Source organism: Janthinobacterium sp. YR213 (genome assembly GCF_900099875.1).
Lineage (GTDB): Bacteria > Pseudomonadota > Gammaproteobacteria > Burkholderiales > Burkholderiaceae_D > Janthinobacterium > Janthinobacterium lividum.
On record NZ_FNDA01000003.1, the window covers coordinates 705,513 to 725,160 of the forward strand.

At 51.4% G+C, this 19,648-nt stretch carries 19 protein-coding genes; 13 read left to right on the forward strand and 6 right to left on the reverse strand.

Annotated features, from left to right (window positions below; translation table 11 throughout):
• Positions 1-3 precede the first annotated feature (3 nt).
• Entirely contained in the window at positions 4-480 is a 477-nt protein-coding gene (locus BLT98_RS17110; RefSeq protein WP_092609667.1) for a helix-turn-helix domain-containing protein, read from the reverse strand.
• Positions 481-706: 226 nt separating this feature from the next.
• Here BLT98_RS17110 and BLT98_RS28830 point away from each other — a divergent pair, with 226 nt between their 5' ends.
• The 11 genes from BLT98_RS28830 to BLT98_RS17165 all read left to right on the forward strand — a co-directional run bounded on the left by BLT98_RS28830 (position 707) and on the right by BLT98_RS17165 (position 12,913).
• The gene (locus tag BLT98_RS28830; RefSeq protein ID WP_139179288.1) at positions 707-1,987 is read left to right on the forward strand and encodes a PDDEXK family nuclease; all 1,281 of its coding nucleotides are present in this window, start codon (positions 707-709) and stop codon (positions 1,985-1,987) included.
• Between the two features lie 3 nt (positions 1,988-1,990).
• Complete coding sequence (locus tag BLT98_RS28835; protein WP_139179290.1) at positions 1,991-4,069, forward strand: hypothetical protein; 2,079 nt, start codon at positions 1,991-1,993, stop codon at positions 4,067-4,069.
• On the forward strand, positions 4,066-5,415 hold the full coding sequence (locus BLT98_RS28840) for a hypothetical protein (protein WP_139179292.1): 1,350 nt from the start codon (positions 4,066-4,068) through the stop codon (positions 5,413-5,415). Before BLT98_RS28835 ends, BLT98_RS28840 begins: the two co-directional genes overlap by 4 nt.
• Positions 5,416-5,669: 254 nt before the next feature.
• Positions 5,670-6,794 (forward strand): RES family NAD+ phosphorylase, encoded by a 1,125-nt coding sequence (locus tag BLT98_RS17135; RefSeq protein WP_170846407.1) that lies wholly within the window; start codon positions 5,670-5,672, stop codon positions 6,792-6,794.
• Positions 6,795-7,199: 405 nt separating this feature from the next.
• Positions 7,200-7,691 (forward strand): PIN domain-containing protein, encoded by a 492-nt coding sequence (locus tag BLT98_RS17140; RefSeq protein ID WP_092609684.1) that lies wholly within the window; start codon positions 7,200-7,202, stop codon positions 7,689-7,691.
• A gap of 204 nt (positions 7,692-7,895) precedes the next feature.
• The gene (locus tag BLT98_RS17145; RefSeq protein ID WP_092609686.1) at positions 7,896-8,627 is read left to right on the forward strand and encodes a hypothetical protein; all 732 of its coding nucleotides are present in this window, start codon (positions 7,896-7,898) and stop codon (positions 8,625-8,627) included.
• 370 nt (positions 8,628-8,997) lie between these two features.
• Positions 8,998-9,624 (forward strand): hypothetical protein, encoded by a 627-nt coding sequence (locus BLT98_RS28845; RefSeq protein ID WP_139179296.1) that lies wholly within the window; start codon positions 8,998-9,000, stop codon positions 9,622-9,624.
• 165 nt (positions 9,625-9,789) lie between these two features.
• Complete coding sequence (locus BLT98_RS17150) at positions 9,790-10,212, forward strand: hypothetical protein (RefSeq protein WP_070259160.1); 423 nt, start codon at positions 9,790-9,792, stop codon at positions 10,210-10,212.
• Between the two features lie 583 nt (positions 10,213-10,795).
• Complete coding sequence (locus tag BLT98_RS17155) at positions 10,796-11,128, forward strand: hypothetical protein (protein ID WP_092609690.1); 333 nt, start codon at positions 10,796-10,798, stop codon at positions 11,126-11,128.
• A 244-nt stretch (positions 11,129-11,372) separates the two neighbouring features.
• Complete coding sequence (locus BLT98_RS17160) at positions 11,373-11,552, forward strand: hypothetical protein (RefSeq protein ID WP_092609692.1); 180 nt, start codon at positions 11,373-11,375, stop codon at positions 11,550-11,552.
• A 473-nt stretch (positions 11,553-12,025) separates the two neighbouring features.
• The gene (locus tag BLT98_RS17165) at positions 12,026-12,913 is read left to right on the forward strand and encodes an HNH endonuclease signature motif containing protein (RefSeq protein ID WP_092609694.1); all 888 of its coding nucleotides are present in this window, start codon (positions 12,026-12,028) and stop codon (positions 12,911-12,913) included.
• 429 nt (positions 12,914-13,342) lie between these two features.
• Here the strand turns inward: BLT98_RS17165 and BLT98_RS29555 are convergent, their stop codons facing one another.
• Together BLT98_RS29555 and BLT98_RS17175 are read right to left on the reverse strand one after the other, a co-directional pair.
• Positions 13,343-13,702, reverse strand: coding sequence for a hypothetical protein (locus BLT98_RS29555; protein ID WP_244517520.1), 360 nt, complete (start codon positions 13,700-13,702; stop codon positions 13,343-13,345).
• A gap of 604 nt (positions 13,703-14,306) precedes the next feature.
• A complete protein-coding gene (locus BLT98_RS17175) occupies positions 14,307-14,723 on the reverse strand; it encodes a helix-turn-helix domain-containing protein (protein ID WP_244517521.1) in 417 nt (138 codons plus the stop codon).
• Positions 14,724-14,781: 58 nt separating this feature from the next.
• Here BLT98_RS17175 and BLT98_RS28855 point away from each other — a divergent pair, with 58 nt between their 5' ends.
• Positions 14,782-15,531, forward strand: a complete 750-nt coding sequence (locus BLT98_RS28855) for a hypothetical protein (RefSeq protein ID WP_139179300.1) — start codon at positions 14,782-14,784, stop codon at positions 15,529-15,531.
• A 97-nt stretch (positions 15,532-15,628) separates the two neighbouring features.
• On the opposite strand, the gene BLT98_RS17180 is transcribed toward BLT98_RS28855, so the two are convergent.
• The 3 genes from BLT98_RS17180 to BLT98_RS17190 form a co-directional block, all read right to left on the reverse strand.
• Positions 15,629-16,861, reverse strand: a complete 1,233-nt coding sequence (locus tag BLT98_RS17180; protein WP_139179302.1) for a HEPN domain-containing protein — start codon at positions 16,859-16,861, stop codon at positions 15,629-15,631.
• 273 nt (positions 16,862-17,134) lie between these two features.
• Complete coding sequence (locus tag BLT98_RS17185) at positions 17,135-18,016, reverse strand: methylenetetrahydrofolate reductase (RefSeq protein ID WP_092610008.1); 882 nt, start codon at positions 18,014-18,016, stop codon at positions 17,135-17,137.
• 13 nt (positions 18,017-18,029) lie between these two features.
• Entirely contained in the window at positions 18,030-18,929 is a 900-nt protein-coding gene (locus tag BLT98_RS17190; protein WP_034782628.1) for a LysR family transcriptional regulator, read from the reverse strand.
• Positions 18,930-19,058: 129 nt separating this feature from the next.
• Between BLT98_RS17190 and msuE the strand changes: the two genes are divergently transcribed.
• The gene (msuE, locus tag BLT98_RS17195; protein ID WP_092609700.1) at positions 19,059-19,640 is read left to right on the forward strand and encodes an FMN reductase; all 582 of its coding nucleotides are present in this window, start codon (positions 19,059-19,061) and stop codon (positions 19,638-19,640) included.
• The last annotated feature ends 8 nt before the right edge of the window (positions 19,641-19,648 follow it).

The window sequence follows — 19,648 nt, forward strand, 5'->3', positions numbered from 1 at the left end:
TGTTCACGCTGCGCTGCGTAGGTAATTGTCGATTTCTTTGGAATCAAAGCTCTCATGCTGAGAAAATTTTTCGTACAAGAGCTTTTGAAGCAAAAAGTGGTTTTGAGTCGATACCACCATGTTGTGTTCGGAGGCCCAGTTGTTGATGCCGACGTTAATGGCTTGTAGAAGTCGCCAATTGAGGTTGCTGTGCATTCGCCGGCCAGTCACTATGAATAGAATATCCACGCCAGCCTGATCCGCGCGCTCAAGCAGTTTCATGTCCAGGAAGCTCTTGCCGATTTCGCAGTTCGCGACAGTTCCCCGGCTCGTCCCCAGCGCTTGCGCCAACTCTTCCTGAGTCAAGCCCTTCCGGTTGCGCTCGTCTTTAAGACGGCTGCCGTAGTCACTAGAATTCATAAATTTGTACAAATATTTGACATCATGTGCAATCTTGACACATTTGCTTAAAATCGGCATCATGTTTTTATGAATACCCATTCTTCAGATGTCAGAACTTTGGAACAGGCCCGCCATTGGTTTGAGGCTCGTGGCGTTAGCGTTTCCGATTGGGCCAAGGAGAATGGTTTTCCCAGGGATGTGGTCTATGCAATATTGGCTGGCCGTACACGCGGCCGGCGAGGCCGCGCGCACCAAGTGGCTGTTGCGCTCGGTATCAAACCAGCACCACCCGCCGCTGTTGAGCTTGGCGCTGTAGAGGCTAAAGTTGAAACAGATTCTGAAAATTCTTCCAGGGAGAATGTCATGCCGCCATAAAATTTATGGGGGAGAAAACACAATCGTCCAGAGCCTTGGGGAAGGCATCTGGACGATTTTGGATTGTGCATGGAAAACGGCTCGTTTTCTTACCATCACTTTCCAACGAAATGCTCTCTTTGTCAAGAGGCACGGGTCACTGCTGCCCGGTTTTTGTGTGTGGCCTCTCCAATCCTGCCTAAACGATAGTCGCGCCAGCTCAAGTCTGGCGTGGTTTTTCACATTCCAGAAAAGAGAGGATCAAATGGGGTATCTCACCCGGCCGAGCGCCGCCAGGCTTAAACAAATTCACAACCGGCAAGATAATCCAGGTTGGGGCAAAGATTATGTTCCCGCGATTAAAGCGACAAGGGAGGAGGCGCCGTCGGGCAGCCGGCCGGCTCTGACGTACTCAGGGAAATTACAGCGAGATGTACACACCTTGTCGAAGGTGGAAACGGAGACCCTGCTAATAGGCCTGTATTGCCCGAAAGTGTTCGACCTACATGAAGAGCGAATGTTGGCATATCTGCCTTGTACGCATCCATTAGCAGTGCACCCTCGTACCAGGCATCTTTCGTGGCCGAATTCTCGTGGAACACTTGCTGCTGCCGAAGAGTTATCTGCTTTGAGGTGCCATCCGACGATCAAGGTGGCGGATCCTGAGTTCGACGGAGAGCTGATGGAAATTCCATTTCCCTTGATCGGAGATTTTCTATGGTTTCTCGAGGACAAAGACGGATGCTATTGCGTCAACTGGACGATAAAAGGAAGTCGGGAAGATTTTGCGATCAAATCCCATTTTAGCTCTCCAGTAATCCCGACAACGAAAGCCGCCAGCGCCGCGTGGAAGGCATCAATGCGTCATGGTGTCGAGGAGATCTACTATTCGGATTTTGGAATCAGAACACAAAGGATCACCCGGGATGACTACTCTCGCGACCTAGCTAACAACCTAAGTCAGATTTTTGGGTGGATATACAGGCCGGTTACCTTGCCGATGGCTGCCCAGAAGAAAATTCTTAATTGGCTGCGTCTTGCGCTTTCATCGGGGATCCCACCTTTTCAAATGTGGTCTGAGCTGGCGAGTACGGAGCAGCTGTATCTAGACGATGTTAAGTACGTAATGTATCGCTCGATCTGGGAGCGACAACTGAAGGTTGACCTGTTTCAACCTATTCATATCGACTGGCCCTTGCTGCCGGAGAAAAGGGATGTACTGGATGTGTACGCCGAATGGTTTCGGAGGTAAGTTATGGGCATTCAAGTCGGCACTCAGCTCATAGCACCCAACGGCTATCAGATGTTGGAAAAAGATGTCACTTATTACTTCCTCCGCAGCAATGCGACCTTAGAGCGTGTAGGCCTTGTGCAGTACATTGTGTCTCCGCCGCGCAGAGTGCGAAATGGAAAAATTGTAGCGGACGCTGAGGCTCAATATAGCACTCGGCTGGTTGTCCTTCCTAGATGTCAGTTTGAGCAAGGTCTTCAAACTGGGGAAATTGTATCTTGTGCACGTCAGTCGACATTGCCACCCTGGCTGGCCAGATATGAAGGCATAGACCTCGGCTGGTCGGATGAGAACCGACGGCACGCGCATGTACGGCATGATGATCGGATTGACTCCAGGCTGAAGCATATCCAGTCATTGTTGAATATGCAGACGGAAATCCTCAGTTCTGATAACCCTGAAAAGGCCATCAACAAATACGCGCGCGAGTGCACTCCTGTGCAAAACGAGCGCCGCTTGCGTCTTTGGTTTCTGACATACATTCTCTTTGGGCAGAATCGCTTCGCCTTACATTACGGAATTGCGGCGATAGGCCGCTGGGAGCGACGCAGCGCGGGGGCCATCAAACGCGGTGCGCCATCAACGTATAAAGGCAAGAACCACGGCTATAACGTCGACGAAGTCATGTACAAGAAGATTATCGAAGGGTTTGATCGATTTGCCCGCAGAGGGGTCAAGAGAGGTCTCATTTATGAGAAAGCCTTACAGTATGTTTTCGGATGCCGAATAGTTACTGGTCAACACCGGCGTAAGAGTTATTCTCAGCCGGATGGCACGCCTTACCCATCAGAGAGACAATTTTTTTATTGTGTCGGCAAAGAGTATGGGACCAGCACCGTTGCTGAAATCAAGATTGGCAGAGGTCGTGCCCGCATGGAGCTGGCACCGTCAAAAGGCTCCTTCACGCAAGCGGTAAGCAACCTGATGGAGTGCGTTGAAGCCGATGGCTATTTCTTTGAAGAGCTTCCAAGGGGACTTATCGAAGGAAGTCCTCTTCCTCCTCTATGTGAGGTACGCCTGCGAGATGTCGCGAGCGGCGCAATCGTTGGGCTTGGATTTAGTCTCGGCGCAGAACGGGCTGCGGCATATCGTATGGCTATGTTTTGCGCCGCGATTTGTAAGGTCAAGTACTGCGCGCTGCATGGAGTGACTATCGCACCAGAAGAATGGCCTACTATCGGCCTTCCTTCAAAGTACATCACTGATCGTGGAGTCGGCGCTACCGCCACAGCTTTCGCGCGCGATATCGTTTTTAAGCCAGCAATCAGGGAACTTACACCGTCGTACTCTGGCCAGTCTAAAGCAGTGATTGAGTCTTCTCATCCGAAGACGACAAGCAATTTGGATGCCCCCTCTTACATACAGTCCCAACTCACGCCGGCGCTTATGATCCGTCGAGAAATTTTAGCTACAGTTCGCGACAACGATTGCATACTGGCGCAATCGCGCCTGACACCAGATCTTGTGGATAAAGTACGTACTCCTACGCCGATAGGGTTATGGGAAGCGATGGACAGGTTAGGAAGAAATGATGCTCAGCGAATATCCTTTGAAGATGCAGTGAGGAATTTTTTATCAAAAATTCCAGTAAAAATGAAAGCCGATGGAGTTTTTTTGAAGGGACGCAGATACGACTCAGAGCATTTGCGTGCTACGAAGATACTGGAAAAGGTTGCTCGATCTCAAGGATTGGATATGGACGCTTACTACCTTGAGGGGGCGGCCCGATACATATGGATTCAAGTCGACGGCAAGTTAGTTGAACTACAGCTTCAACTGGCTCTACGCGTTCAAGAAAGCGCAAAAAACGTTTCTCTACAAGAACTACAGCAATGGGAGGCGCACGAACGCCAACAGCGTTCAGTGCATAGAGAGCATGTGCACGCCTCAAATACAGCAATGCGGATGCGCTACGAGGATGAGACAGGGAAGAAATCGGACGGCGCCATTACAAAAAATGGTCGGGCACGTCGCGGAACTGCTCAGGCTAAGCGTGAAGCTACCGAAGCCAGAGCTGAGCATGAAGGAAAGGATGCCCGATGAGTGCGAAGGAAAATCTTTGGGCAAAGAGGTTTGAAGACGTTTTGGCAATTGATGAAATTAAACGGCGCGCAGACCGCCCTGCACGTCCACTTCTTTGCTTGGAAAAGGATACTATTGAACACGCCTGTTTTCGCATTGAAAGTGAGCTTCGCGAGGTTTTTGTCACCACGTCACGGGCTGCAGAAATTCTTCAGAAATTCATTGAGCACGCGTATAGCCATTCGCTGTCGCGCTACTCGGATGTGCCGAAGTTTTTGGGCCAATGTTATGACGGCCTGGCTGATATAGAACCATACTTTCCACATATACTTACAGGCCCAGCAGGGACTGGCAAGACGCAACTAGGGCAGGCACTGATCCGGATTCTGCCGCTAGCGTCAACCATCCAACCTGACACTTACCATCCAGCGATTCCATTGATCGCAGTCAGGCATGTAGCCATAAAAACGACAAAGAGCTTACCTGGAGTATTGCAAACGCTAGTTCGATCAGCGCATACATCAGGGGTAAGTGGATCTCGTTCGGCTGCATCGATCGATGCGTGTGCACGCTGGCAATATATCTGCGGCACTTCATTGTTGATTGCTGACGAGCTCCAGTTCATTTCGCAAAGCAGTAATGCATCTACCCGCATCGCGCAGGTGTTGCTTGGGTTGTCCTACCTTCTTGTGCCCACGGTCTTCATTGGAAATTACAGTCTGATACATAGGCTACGCAAGCGACCGCAAGAAGAACGTCAGAGGCTTCTGGGAATGCCGCTTATTCTGCTACTGCCAGATTTACCGTCGAGCGCAGATTGGGCCTCCGTCGTGAAGGAGTATCAATGTGCTGTGCCAGGCGTCTATCAATTTGACTTTGTAGAAAAGAGGCATGAACTATGGTCTTTGTGCGCTGGGCTGAAGCGAGAACTTATAAAGTTGCTGATTGTCACTTATCGACGATGTCGTCGGAGCGGCAAGACAGTTGTTTGCTGGGCGGATATTGAATCCTCATACCGATCGCCTGATTTTTTCGATCAACGGACAGACGTCGAAGAACTCATTGCGCAGTCAATTGATGGGGCAAAAGGCCGGGAGGATTTGCGCTGCCCCATACCAACAAATCTCTCCTTGGAAAATGAATACTTGCAGGCATTAAAAGACATCAGGTCTCAAAATTTGACCGAAGCGGTGATGAGAGATGCTATGACGAAAGCTGAACGCATGGCTGTCAATCGGGAGCAGGTTGCTCCACCAAGTATGCACCATCCAAAGCGCCAGTCCATATCCAAAGGACGAGGAAAAAAATTATCCGTGAAAGATTTGCAGGAAAACGCTGCACGGCATCGATGCCAGCCCCCAAAATAGAGCCCGTGCAAATTGAGTGCTTCGATGTTGCAGTGTCCTGCAACGTTCAGCTCAACTTGCCCCGTCCGCCCACCAGCTAGAGTTTCTTGCGCAATACTGCTAAAGACTGTCGCAGATGAGCGGATAAACAATATTAATGCGTCGGGCCACCGGCACTTATCGAACATGAGGAGAAGTAAGTGACCTTAGCTGCATCCGAGAGCGAGCACTTCGTGTGCTTTGAATGTTGCGTCTCGCCACTCCTGCAGGAGTTGGTGAAACGTGAAGGAATAGATGCAAAGTGTAGCCTTTGTAACGCCTCCGAGGTTAAATGCACAGGTACAGGAAGCGATGATTTTTTATTAGCCATAAAGGCATCTATTCGCTATCACTTCTCAGAATGGCAATATCACTCAAAACTTGGCGATGGCACTTTAGAGGGGCTATTTTTCATCGAGCCCAATCTAATACTCAAAATCAATCCATCTCAGTCCGCTGTGGACCGAGAAGACGTCATTCTTTCATTCCTCGAAGATGTAAATCATCGTCAAATGCAAGTAGAGGTCTTCACTGCCTATGGACGTGATATTTATAACTACTCCCCTCACACTGCCATATCTGAGGGTGAAAGCGCCATTCTCAGAAATGCAAGGCAAGCCCTAACCGAAAAGAATTACTTTTTAGTTGAGGACGAATATGAAAACATACTCTCACCGGTCATACGTTCCATTTCAACGACTGTAAAAGCCGGAACACGTTGGTATAGGGCAAGAATGGGAGCAACTGAAGCGGCAGCAAATTTTACCGAGATGGGCCGTCCGCCTACGTATTTTTACGAGGGCCATAAAGACAAATCGATTGGCGCCCCACCTGTGGGCGCATCTGCCGCTGGTCGCGTGAACCGACCCGGCGTTTCTTATCTCTATCTAGCGTCTACTCTCGACACGGCTGCGGCTGAAATTCGTCCACATCCAGGTGAGCTCGTTTCTTTGGGGTGCTTCGACGTCACGAAAGACTTGAACATAGTCGACTTAACGACGAATCACCTCACAAAATTGTGGCGAACCGATGAAGAGTTGGAAATGCTTGAACTTGTCGTTGCGATGGAGAAGATATTTTCTACAGCCGCCCCGCCCAGCAATCGAAGTACTTACACGGTCACACAGTTCTTAGGTGAGCTGGTCAGGAGGCTTGGCTTTGATGGCGTCAAGTTCCGAAGCACAGTTGAGACGGGAGAGAATCTCGTTCTCTTTGACCCTGCTCATGCAAGTTGGGTGAACGAGTCGAGTAAAGTCGTTAGGGTTAGAAGTGTTAAGTACGTCATCGACCCCGTTCAGTTGTTCGATGAGGCCAAAGAGTACGACATTGACCACAAGCGTAATGCTAAACGTGGTTACTAAAAAGCAGAAGCCCCATAATTAAGTGACCGCTTCGGGTCGGGAACTGCCTGTGATCTGATACGTTCTGTTAGGTCACATCTGAGCCAGTGCATGTTAAGCTAAAAAATTCATACGATGACCATTACTGATACCCAAGTTCTATCCTATTACTACAAGGGGGCAGCGCCACTGCCTAGCTCTCCAATATTGATTTCATCCGTTACCGCAGCGGAGTTTCTACTTATTCAATCGGCAATCCCGAGTCGGGCTAACTATTATCCAATTCTCCCAGCTCGCCTGAGGCATCGTACAGGGAGTGTCCTCCTCGGAGAATCGGCCGCCCCACGAATATTGTTTGACTCTAAGAGGCATGCAGCCCATGGAAAGCATCGTACAGACCAACTAGTTCTTAACTTCAATGGAAGAATGCCATCGTTTATCGAGTTTGGAAGTGTCGCGATCAGTCAGATCATTAACGACGGCTATGAAGATATTTATGCTGCAAGCATCTCGCACCTCGATAAAACTCATCAAAAGAAGCTTCGAGATAAGTTGCAGTTTCTTATCCGCACCAACGTTCAATGTCTAGCGGTTACGCCGACGATAGCTGATGTTGGCATGAACATTCTCGGCCATTTCCTTGATAAGTATGAGGCCAAACAAAATCCCAGGAACACGATTAACGATATCCTTATACTGTCCACAGCAGTTGAACATTCCCTGCCACTATTGACAGAGGATGGCCTACTCAAACGCTTTACCGCAGAACTTCTTGGAGCCTCGTATTTCGAACACGCCCCTGATAGACTGCTTATTGACTTCACGCCCCCGGAAGTTTCGGATCGTCGAAAACCATTTGAATCGAAGGGGTACATCAACCGAGGGTGGCAGGTCATGGAGCGACGTGGTGTTCGCTAACATAAAGGCCAACCTTTCGGTTTGCGGCTGCCACCGAGTAGCGCCATTGTCGGCATCTGCTTCCGGGCGAATCCAGCCTGTCGCGGGGCTCGCTGGAATTTCGTACTGACGACCTGCTATGCTGAGCTGAACGGCTGGGTTCGGCCAAAAGCTGACATTCACAATGTGCCGCCGATAATTTTACCGTCCAGCAGAGAGAATCTAATGCAAGAGGCACAAATCGAAGCGATACTCCAAGATTTGCGGGGACTAGAGAACTGTTTTCAAATTCCGCTGGATGGAGCTGCACCTCACTTGAACGGTGAGGGAAAGGCAAAGTTTAAACGTCTCGTCTTAGAGGCTAAAGGTATCGTTGACTCCGCTATAGGTATTAATGACTTCGGGGTACCTTTGCTTAAGATGCAGAACCTACCGAGCTACGGCTTCTTTAGCCCGCCGTCTTTGGACCAATTGCATGAAGCTATTGGTTTAGTGCAGGGCGGGCTTAACCAAATTCGCCGTGTGGCAGTGCGTCCCACAAAGAACATAGGCAGCGGGCAGCCCCCTTCCTACGTTGACGCCCAGCGAATTCTACAACTGCAGAGCATTCGAACCGGTGATTGGGACCTGAAACGACTTGTCCGGCTCCTTCAGGAAATCAATATCGCGCATGTTAACGAGATGCACATGGCGACGGCAATGTTGGTACGTGCGGTTACTGACCATGTTGCTCCCATCTTAAAGTCCAAGAATTTTTCTGAAGTTGCCAACAATTACACTGCGCCTCGCTCTTTTAGCGACCAGATGAAGCAGCTGGACATTTCTATGCGTAAGGTTGCGGACACTCATCTGCATCAGCAAATCAGAAAGTCAGAGGTTTTGCCACTTGCGCCGCAAGTCGATTTTAAAGCGGCGTTAGATGTCTTACTTTCGGAACTTGTAAGGGTACTTCAATAATGGCATCCAAGCGCTAGTCGCAAACTTTGATCGTGTTAGCCAAGGAAAGACATTCGATGCCCGCTTTGGGGCGGCAACGGCCGAGCCGGCATATGCCAGTTTACGGTCGAGTACGACCGACAGGAACCGGCCAATACCGGACGTTCATAGTGTATAGTTTACAGCAGACATTCGCGGCATAGAATCTATCCTTTAATTTGCAAGCTTGCCATTGGACCTATAAAGTAGTTGAACGAAAGGTTGTATAGCTAACTCGGCAATTCTCGGCCGCAAAGCTTCTCAGCTAATCGCCATGCCGAGTTATACGAACCCCGTTCCAAGTTATACAAAAAAAATTTCGACCTACGTTAGTAATAAGGCCATTTAGTATATGAGTTTATTTAATAGTTTCTTTTCGCAAGAGTGGGTGAAAATAACTACAGTATTTTTATATGTCGCCTTGATTATTGTGATACCTTTTATATACATAAAACTATCAAAAAATCTTGATGAACAGTCTCGTGAGAAATTTGTTGATAACTGTTGGGAGTTTTATGGTGTCTTGTTCTTCCTTTCAATTGCACCAGTTGGCTATTTGATTCTATATTTCTTAAACTCAGACACCTCATTTATAGATAAAGATCCACTGCCTTGGGTTTGCTTCCTTGGGGGGGCAGGAGCGCTTTTTGACTATATCAGAACACGCAGGCAGTTAAAGCTAGCTATAAAAAAGAATCGCACTGCCAATAGAGTAAGTATAGTTAATAACATTTCACGAATGAGTCGTGTAACAGTTGTTTTAAGCGCTATCCCGCTAACATATGGTGCAATAATGGTTGGCCTGACCAACTCATCATACTTGGCCAAGTTACCCGCGATTATGTGGTTTTTTTCATTTCTGATTAGCGGACTAGCAATTATTTGCGCTGTGTGGGCGAAGGCGATTTTAAGCGTATCGCAAGCTTACGCATCAAATCCTGACCTCGCGGCCAACCCTTATAACAAGGGCATAAATTAGGACGGCCGCAAGCTCTGGTCTATTACTCTTGCTTTAAACCAACATCCGTTTTCCTTTCTCTCTACCATCCGTTGTGAGCCGGGTACGGTCCTCCGGCGCCGGCAGCAGCCGGCCAGAAGCGGACAGTCGGCAATTGACCAATTAAGCTTTACTCAGAAAGTCAGCATGTCTCACCGTGATCCTTTTGATGTTATTTCATCCACCGTTGATCTGGATGATCCGGTAGAGCACGGTGATGCTCAACGCTTTATGGTTAACGCCCTGGCTCGGGTGATCGAATGTCTACCCGTTACCGCGCAGTCTTCTGTTTTGGCTGCTAAACGATATCTTGAGGGCGCGGCAACGGATAGCGAGGCCTTAGCTGTCCGGGTGAGGCTTTGGGAGACCATCCGAGGACGGGATATGTCGGATGACCCTGAGGTGTTGCGTATCAGAACCACGATTTGTGCGCTGCACGGCATGGACGCTGAAGCACCTTACGACAAGTTGGAATACTTTCTGTTTTTTTGGGAGCGCAGCGGCTTAAGCATGGTCGAGCTAGCTGGAGCTATGTTCGACACATACGGCGTTGTTTATCACGACGCTTAATCGGCTGCGGTGGCATATGTCGAATGCGTCAGATCTATGTCTGCTTCGGGGCGGAAGCAGTCCTTCGCTGGCCTAGGGACATGGACGCAGCCCCGTCTGAACGCTGGCGGTGACCAACGAGAACGAGTGGCGGCGTTCTATGCGATTAGGTGGCGGCGGTCAGTGAGAACAGGTGACGGTGACTTACGAGAATAAGTGGCGGCAGTCGTAAAAATATTCACCGATGGAACAGTTCTTGCGGTTGGCCCAATGAGTATCGCGAATGGCCGCTTGTTCTGGGATGTGCACCAAACTGGCTACGAAGACTTCTATTGTTACGATAGTGTGGACTTGGCTGTACTAGGTATGATGGAGTTTGATCCTTCTATGCAGCGAGAATCGGTGGATGGCATCGACACGCGACCAGTGGGAGAAGTCGGCCGGCCGGTGATGCGCCTCAGGAATACATCAATAAGTGATGAGCGTAGTAGGTATTTCCATCCAAAAAATTGACGATAGCACTATTTAAGCCGGTAAAATGTCCGATGCCTTCGTTGGCGCATTTTTTTTGCGCCATTTTTTCAACTAATCAAATTTACTGATAATGAGCTTAAAATCAATCCAGGCTATTCAGGCCTGCATGTCGTTCCTCGGGCTTCGCCTAGATCAACCCTATCATGAAGCTATTTACTGTACTTTTTCGAAGCTAGGCGGCAGTGCGGGACTAATGCAGGTGGTTTTTAATAACGATGTTCATGCCCACCAAGGTCCGTACCTAACATTTGACGATACCATCCGGGGATTTGGCATTCAATATCAAGAATTCAAGCCGGCGTATCAGCAATTCGCCTTTAAAAAAGATGGCGAGCAAGGCGTACTGACGTGCAAAGGTAACGGCTATCAGTTTTCGATGCGTTTCAGCCTAGCCGAAGAATGATTGGAGAACTGACGTAGGTTCGTGGTAAGAGTGTATCGGGACCAATTACGGCAGGTAATCGGATTCATTGCGATATTCAAAAAAAGGGGACACCACTGAAGTGGTTGTCCCTTTTTTTTCTCATTAACTAATCACGTGCGGGTGGCTACAGCGCATCTGGCGTCGCTCGCGAGTCGCAGCCTTTGGGCTTGCATTCATTTAAAGCCATCTGACAAATCATACTTTAAAATTGCAAAGGAACATTATGGCGTCCAAAAAATTGACTGTTTGGGACTATCGGCTGCTGATGCTGAAATCGAACATCCGTATATTGTGGCTAAATATTCGCCACGGCTGGACGACAAAAAACCAGCGCTACGAGGTCTTCCAAGATGGCCAAGCTGCGGCAGCGTCGGCGGGACAGCGCCCGGAAAACCTGCATTAGCATCCTGTATTGAGAAGAGAATTTGATGACGGTGCCGTTTCGGCGCGGGGATATTTCGCAGAGGAAGAGCGCCAAGCATATATGCAGGAAATGGAAATCACCTGAATATTCTCATCACTGCCGCCACCTGTTCTCACTGACTGCCGCCACTCAATCGCATAAAGCGCCGCCAGCCTATGAGGGACGCGAGGCAATCCTCATAGTGAGTGAAGGGTTGGGAAGCACGCTGCATGGCGTGGAAATACGAGACCATGAAAAGATCTCAGACAAAACGACGGAGTCCAACACGTGCACTTGTGGAACGAACATCGGTCAGCACCGCATGCCGTTGACTTGGCTGCCGCCGCGCTGTCGGGCGACACGGAAAGTGAAAACTGTACCGGGCAAGTGAAAAAGTAGGGTCATCAATATCGAAAACTTATGTATATTTCTGCTATGGAAAATACAAGACTCTTCTGCGCGCTCATAACCAAATGACAATAGAACAAAAAATCCAGAATATATTTGGCTGGGAACCGATTGTTCCCCATGATGAGGCCGAACTTCGCCATATACATCACTTGATCGACAAAGTTCCGTTTTATCTAGAAAAACTGGACGAACTGATTGATAAGGTCAATGAGTTCTCCAAGGTCGCACAGCCGCTCACTTTCAATGCTCACATGGTCATCGACAGAATGATCTTGCATGCCTTCTTTTCAGACTTGGAGAATAGAAATTTTAGTGAAGTAGACGACGAGGCCATAGGTAGTTTTGCTTCTCGCGTAAGAGCTAATCTCAAATTGGAAGGAATGATCAATGCGCGCAATTTAGGATGCGAGGTGTGCGGGGAAAACCGATCAACCGACAAGTGTCACATTGTTCCTAACAAGCTGGGTGGTTCAGCTGAACCAAACAATATTCTAGTTCTATGTCCGACACATCACCGTTTGTTCGACCGGTTCATGTTGTCACGGGCTGAGTATGCGGCTATCGACTGGGAGCGGAAATCAATTCCGTCACAGCACTACGCACACAACGTTACATTGATGGCACATACGAAATATTGGGAGAAAATCGAAGCTGGCAGTTTTTGTCGGGTTCCTCAGTTTGATCGTGAGGCCATACCTTTCGTAAGGTACGTGATCGTAGAAATTCTGGGTCTATTCAAGAGCAAATCAACATTGAAGCGCGACAGTCTTTACACGGCACTGGACCCAAATCTGCATGGAATAGCGAGGAAGATTGTTGCCCACTTGGTTAAAAATAAAGTACTGCTACAGAAGGACATAAAAGGAAAATCGGGATATTTGTCGCTAATGCAGTACGACGTGAGTAGTTTGGATGAAATAGCATTTCGCACTTGGCAGGCCATCTGCTAGGCAATTAAACCTTACCGATTTTGCCCCTTGTCTTTCCGGTCCGGTGCAGGGGCGGGGGCCTCCTCGATGGCCAAGAGGATCATCTGCACCAAATCCATAGGAAGAATATGAGCGGCTGCAATGGGGCGGAAGCCGTCTCTCAGCATCGCGGCGCTACAAGCATCAACTCTTATGGTGAGTGCCAAAGCAGATTGGCGCCGAATTATGAGAATGGGTGGAGGTGATCCGAGAATGCTCACACGATCGTAAGCATACCGTTGCTCAGGCCGTACAGAATGCAAAACACCACTGTCGCCCACGACTGTACGCGACTGGGAAGCACATCCGATATCTGCGAACGAACTTTTGGCCGGAAAGCGCTACCGCAAACGGTTGGACTGTTTTCTTTCGCGGCGCTGCCGGCGGCTGTCCTCGCGCGATCCTGACTGCCTAAAGATTAGACTTCGCTTTTATTGGAGGCATAGGCACTAGATAGTCAAAGCCTGCTGCTGGATCATCGAAAAAGACTGCTAGGAAGAATGCAATCGCCGCGCTGTTCGGCGGTTTCGGTGTACTTTCCAAAATAACCGAATCGATCGCCCCAAACATTTGCTGATCTCTTTTTTTATGGATGCTCGGGAAGATATCGGCAAGCCAGTCTATTTGAAACGTAGAAATGAGCAGGTCGCTCAAAAAAGAAGTCTTGTTCATCCTGGCTATCGTTTCATCCTGCTGGCCAAGAATGCCAAGACGCTGTCGTAACGCCTGTTTAACGGCGTCGTGGGTGAGCCGCACTTCGCATCTGGCCATGAGTTCGACTGCTTTGTGAAACCGTACGAGCGCATCCGGAAGGTCACTATAGCGATTACCTAAGTGTGTCGAGGCCGAAACTGAGAAGTTCAACTGGCGGTGTGGCATGTGAAAGAAGTCATCTTCTATAGGGCTGATCCAAAGTACTGAATCGTGCTTAACACACCAGTTCATCCCTGGAAACTGGTGTGCTCGGTGCCAGTAGCTGACGCTGTGCTTTACCAAATCGTCCTCGACACAGTGTTCGCATAGATGTGGCGGCCGAGAGCCAGGAACAACCAAAGCCCATCTATTTTGCGTTCTCCGGTCCCATGTGTCTCTGCTCCAGTCAGTGAACGCGAGATATGAAAGGAAGGAGTGCGCGTGGGCGTATTGTTGTGATGAAATACCGCATTGCTGAGCGACAGATGCAATTTTACTCAGCTTGTCTTTTGCTGCTAGGCATTGGTTGCTCAATCGCTGAAGTGCCGCGATTGTCTCGGCGATAGAACTTAGACCGTTGAGGCGTCCGAGTCTAGCAATATGGCCTCGACAATATTCGTCAGGATATGGTCGCGTGATAAGCATGATCTTAGGTAGGGTTGATGTCTCTCATCACGCCTTGTCAATCACGGCTTGAAAGTTTTGCGCACATTTCAGTGACCCAGTTGTGCACCCAAACCCGATCATCTTCGTTGAGTCCATCGAGTAAGGCCGCAATATCATTGGCTTGATCGATGGATCTGGCGGAGCCGGCGCGAACTAGGGCATCCAGAGGGACATCAAACACTTCAGATAGATCCATTAATCGCAGCAGTGGCGGCATCGTGGCGCCGCGCTCGAATCGGGAGATCGTTTCTTGTTCTACACCCAATTTCGCCGCCACTTGCTCTTGGGTCAGCTTGCGTGCTATGCGCTGCTTGGCTAATGCTTGCCCTATTCGTTTGGCAAATTTCTCTTCCTGCCGAGCAGTGACCATCTTCCACACCTCATGACTAATAACCACATGAATAGTGGTGTCGCCATAGAATTCTGGTAACATCGCAATATGTGGCATAACCACAAATTACGTATATTTTAGAAATAATTGGGGATAGTTAATGCGTATTTCGAACGTTGCTTTCAGGCGCTTTACTGTTGCCTTGGTGTTCGCGTTATCTGGATGTGCAACGACACAGATACCGAAGGAGCAATTGCAGAATTTTGCATTGGTCGTACCGCAGGACCTTTATGGAAATGGTGCAGCTGTCACCGAGGTCTATAACGGCTCGCAAAGAACAACACTTCAGATGTCGGTTGAAGGGGGTAATGTGTTACCCGGCGTATCGACGCGCCCAGGCGTTAACGTACTGCCTGGAAGACATAGAGTTCAGGTGACGACATGTCGTAACGGTGGCGGCTCCAACTGCACGCCCTACACCTATGAGTTTGAAGCTTACGCAGGGAAAATCTATGTTCTTAGAGGACCAGATCAGCGCATCAATGTGCTGGATCGATTTAACAAGACGTTACAAGGGTATTTAAATCCTGTTGTTGGTAACATATACATTACTGACCAGGAATTGATCTTTAAGCGTAATCGAGAGCTGGCAGCCGGCGTCAATGCTGCTCTGGCGGCTGCCGAACAACGCAAACTCGACCAGGCGTTCATCCGTAAAATTGGTGCTCGTGTCTGCAAGGAGTACGGTAGCAACGTAATCTACTCAGGTTACGTTGAGGGCATTACGGACGATAAAGTAAAAATCCACATTGCCGATGCCTATTTCAAGGACAGTTCGGGCTTACGTCCCAAAGGCTTTTCGCCATCGACTATTTGGGAATCACCGTTGCAGTGGGACTTGTGCAAATGACGCGCACAAACGTGCATGAAGCGTCGTCAAACCGCCAACGTTCGCTTGACTAAGTAATCACACCCAAACCACCACACTTTACGCTCGCCGGCACTGGTTAGCCCTCCATGGTACTGACTCCCTTCGCTGGAGGCGGCGCGGAATATTTGACGACACTCAGATGCTCTACGAATTGATCCTCGTTCGCAAAATCTTTGTAGGGCGCCTGCGTCAACAGGATCATGATGGCGTCGCTGGCTAACGCCATGAGCAAGCGGATATCACCGTCCTCGAAGTTGACCGCGCCGCGATGGGTGACGTCAGACCGGAGGCCATATAGTCGCTTCATTTCCTTTTCAATCATGAGTTTAACTTGGATATGGCCGCCTACCACATGGGCCATCGTTTCCGCGATCTGGCTCGAGATCGAAGGCCCGATCGGCTCACGCCTCAGATTGAACAGGATCTCTGTCGCGATCGCCGCTTTCAACATTGCGTTGGCGCGCGACATTTCGAGCCTGGCCTGGCCTATCCATTCGATCGCGAGCAGAATCCTCCTCTGCATTTTTGTCGGTGACACTGACGATAGGATGGCCCAAATCTTTCCGTTTTCGTCCAAATTGCTGATGTCCTCGGCATCCAAGCGAATTGTCCCGCCCTTCGACGCTCTTTTAATCACGTGGAACGCCGCGGCTTCCGTGGCCATGTAGCTCTTGACCCGCGCTGGGCCACCGGGCCGCGACGCGCTGACGCGGTGGCTTTGATTTTGCTGCCCGCAAATGAAGGCGATTATGTGGTCGAACCGAAGGAACTGCTCCTCGGCCAGCTCCATGGCAAAGTTGGAGTCTCGGGCGGATGCGACGACTCGGATGAGGTGGTCGCCGGTATCGATAAATAGTCCCTCTTTGACGTGGCTGTCCGCAGACAGCTCCTTCTGGTGGAGGTCGCGCCGGTAAATCCTGAATGGCCCTAGGTCCAGCGGAGTTGGCGTCTCGATAGCCACGCCAGAAATTTCCCGGAAAATGTTGAAATCAACGCGCGGAATCCCAAGCATGGTCTTGAAAAATGCCGATACGTCCTCGTTGGATGGCCCTCGGCCTTCAATCTTGAGCGCTTTCACCTCGCGTAACACCGCGCTTTTAAAGCCCTCCCATCCGAACGATTCGTGGAGATCTTTCTCCGCGTTATGAAGAAGAGTTACCGCATCTTGAAGATCTACTAGGTCGTCGGTCTCGAAGAATATGCCGACAACGTCTGCCTGCAGCTTGTCCTCGGCGGCCACTGCATCGGACGGCAGCTTGGCTAGGTCAAATATTTTGGCGAACGCCTCGAAGCGCGTCATTTTTTTCACAGGGGGAGTCTCCATCTGCGCGTCCGCGCTCAAGAGCGAGAGTGTCGCACGACCCAGCGGCCTTGTCACTTTCACACTCCGACGGACTTTCGCCGTATTTGATCTAGCTCGGCTGGATTATCGCTGTCTCCGACGGACTTTACATCGTATTACGGTCGAAAAAAAAACCTAAGAAATCAAACTCTTAGAAATTCGCTTCCCGACGGACTTTATTGTCTCGACTCATCTCTGGCGGCGTGGCGCCGCCAGAGAGACGGAGCTTACACCGGATGCTCAAGGGCCTGGGCCGGTGCGAGCACGGTACTGCTCTATCCACTTGACGGATTGTGCGATGCCGCCGAAGGGAAAGAAATGCAGGCTGACCTCGCCATGTGCTTCGGTCAGGCCATTGGCCAGGCGATCGACAAACAGATCCGGTCCTGCCGTGCCGAACAGCTTGCCGATGGACACGCCGTACTTGGACCACATCGATGCGCAGGCGCTGACGCCGCACATGGCGGCATAACGGGCCAGCACCGCGATGCTCGCGGGGCCCGGGACGCCCACGCGCACGGGATGGTCAATGCCACGCTCGCGCAGCGCTTTCAGCCACGTCAACACGATGTCGGCATCAAACGCAAACTGCGTGACGATCAAGGGCGCCATGCCGCGCTTGCCGATGCTGTCGCACTTGCGTTCGAGCACCTCCCACTGTTCGGCCGTGCTCATCACCGGATGGCCTTCCGGGTGGCCACCCACGCCGATTACCTGCATGCCCGCGCGCTCGAAAATGCCTGTGTCGATCAGCGCGGCACTGTCGGAAAACGGTCCCATCGCGGTGGATGGATCGCCGGCGATCACGAAGCAGCGCTCGACGCCGGCTTCGGCGACCGCGCGCTGGATGAACGACTCAAACTCGACAAGCGAGGCAATCCGGCGCGCAGACAGGTGCAGCATGGGTTCAAAGCCGAGGCTGCGCACGGTCCGCGCCGCGGCCAGCCGCGCGTCGTTATCCTCGCGTGGCAGGTAGGGAATGGCAATGGTGGACGCGGGCATTATGCGGGGCGCCGCCGCGTTCAATGCCGACATGTCCTTCGCACTGACTTCCAGGGAATAGGCGTGCGTGATGTTGCCAGCGGCCCTGAGCTGAGCGGGATGCATCAAGAGATGACCCATGGCGTCGCCGCGGTCACTGCGCACTGGCGCTGGCAGGCTGGCGCGCCAGTGCGATGAAGGCCCGCACGTAGTCGATGGCCGTGTCCGTCTCGCGTGCCCCCAGGAAAATCTGCTTGGCGATGCCGTGCACACCCAGCCGCACAGGCACCACGTCCATCTTGGCCGCGTATTCCTCCACCAGCCAGCGCGGCAGGGCGGCCACGCCGCGACCGCTGGCCACCATCTGCAGCATGATGTCGGTGGTTTCGATGGCTTTGTGGCGCTTGGGCGTGACACCGGCCGGCAGCAGGAACTGGTTATAGATGTCCAGGCGTTCGATGTCCACGGGGTAGCTGATGAGCACTTCCTGGGTCAGTTGCTGGGGCTGCACATAGGCCGCTGACGCCAGGGCATGGCCCTTGGCCACGACGAGCACCTGCTCGTAGTCGAACACGGGTTCGAATGTCAGCCCCGGCTTGTACAGCGGGTCGGGCGTGACGAGCAAGTCGATCTCGTAGCCGAAGAGCGCGCCGATCCCGCCGAACTGGAACTTCTGCTTGACGTCCACATCCACGTCGGGCCATGCGGCCAGATACGGCGACACCACCTTCAGCAGCCACTGGTAGCACGGGTGGCATTCCATGCCGATGCGCAGCGCACCGCGCTCGCCCTGCGCGAACTGGCCCAGGCGCTCTTCGGCCAGGTCTAGTTGCGGCAGCACCCGGTTCGCCACCGCCAGCAAATACTGGCCGGCCTGCGTCAGGCGCAGGTTGCGCCCTTCGCGCAGCCAGACGTCGGTGCCCAGTTGCTGCTCCAGCTTCTTCATGCTGTGGCTCAGGGCCGACTGGGTCAGGTGCAGCACGCCTGCGGCGGCCGTCAGCGACCCTTGTTTCTCGACCTGCTGGACGATGCTGAGGTGGATGCGTTCAAGCATTGAGATGAGCCATGTTCATGGATGTATGAAATAAGACCATTATACTTCATCGATTCCCGCCGCTATCATCGATTCCCTTGTTGCCTGCACTTTTACGGCCCTGGCGCATCCATCCACATGAAAGCAAACATGACACGTCCACTTCGTTTAGTCGCGGTTTCCGGCGGGCTGCAACGCCCTTCCAAGGCAGCAGCCCTGGCCGAGCACCTGATGGACCTGATCGCCGATGAAGTGCTGTGCGAACAACGCCTGGTCGAACTGGGCCAGCTCGCACCGCAGCTTGCCGGCGCGGTCTGGCGCTCCCACCTGCCCGATACGGTGGAGCGGGAACTTGCAGCGGTCGAGCAAGCCGACATCCTGGTGGTGGCAACACCGGTCTACCGCGGCGCGTACACGGGACTGTTCAAGCACTTCTTCGATTTTATTGACCAGGATGCCTTGATCGACAAGCCGGTCCTGCTGGCGGCCACCGGCGGCAGCGAGCGCCATGCTTTGATGATCGACCACCAGTTGCGGCCGCTGTTCAGCTTTTTCCAGGCACGCACATTACCGCTGGGTGTGTATGCGACCGACATGGATTTCCTCGACTACCGCCTGCAGGACGAAGCCCTGATCCAGCGGGCCACGCTGGCGGTGCAACGGGCATTGCCCTTGCTCGAATTGACGCGCCATGCGAGATCTGCCACTGCTGAAGAGCTGGTCGCAGCCTGATACGCATC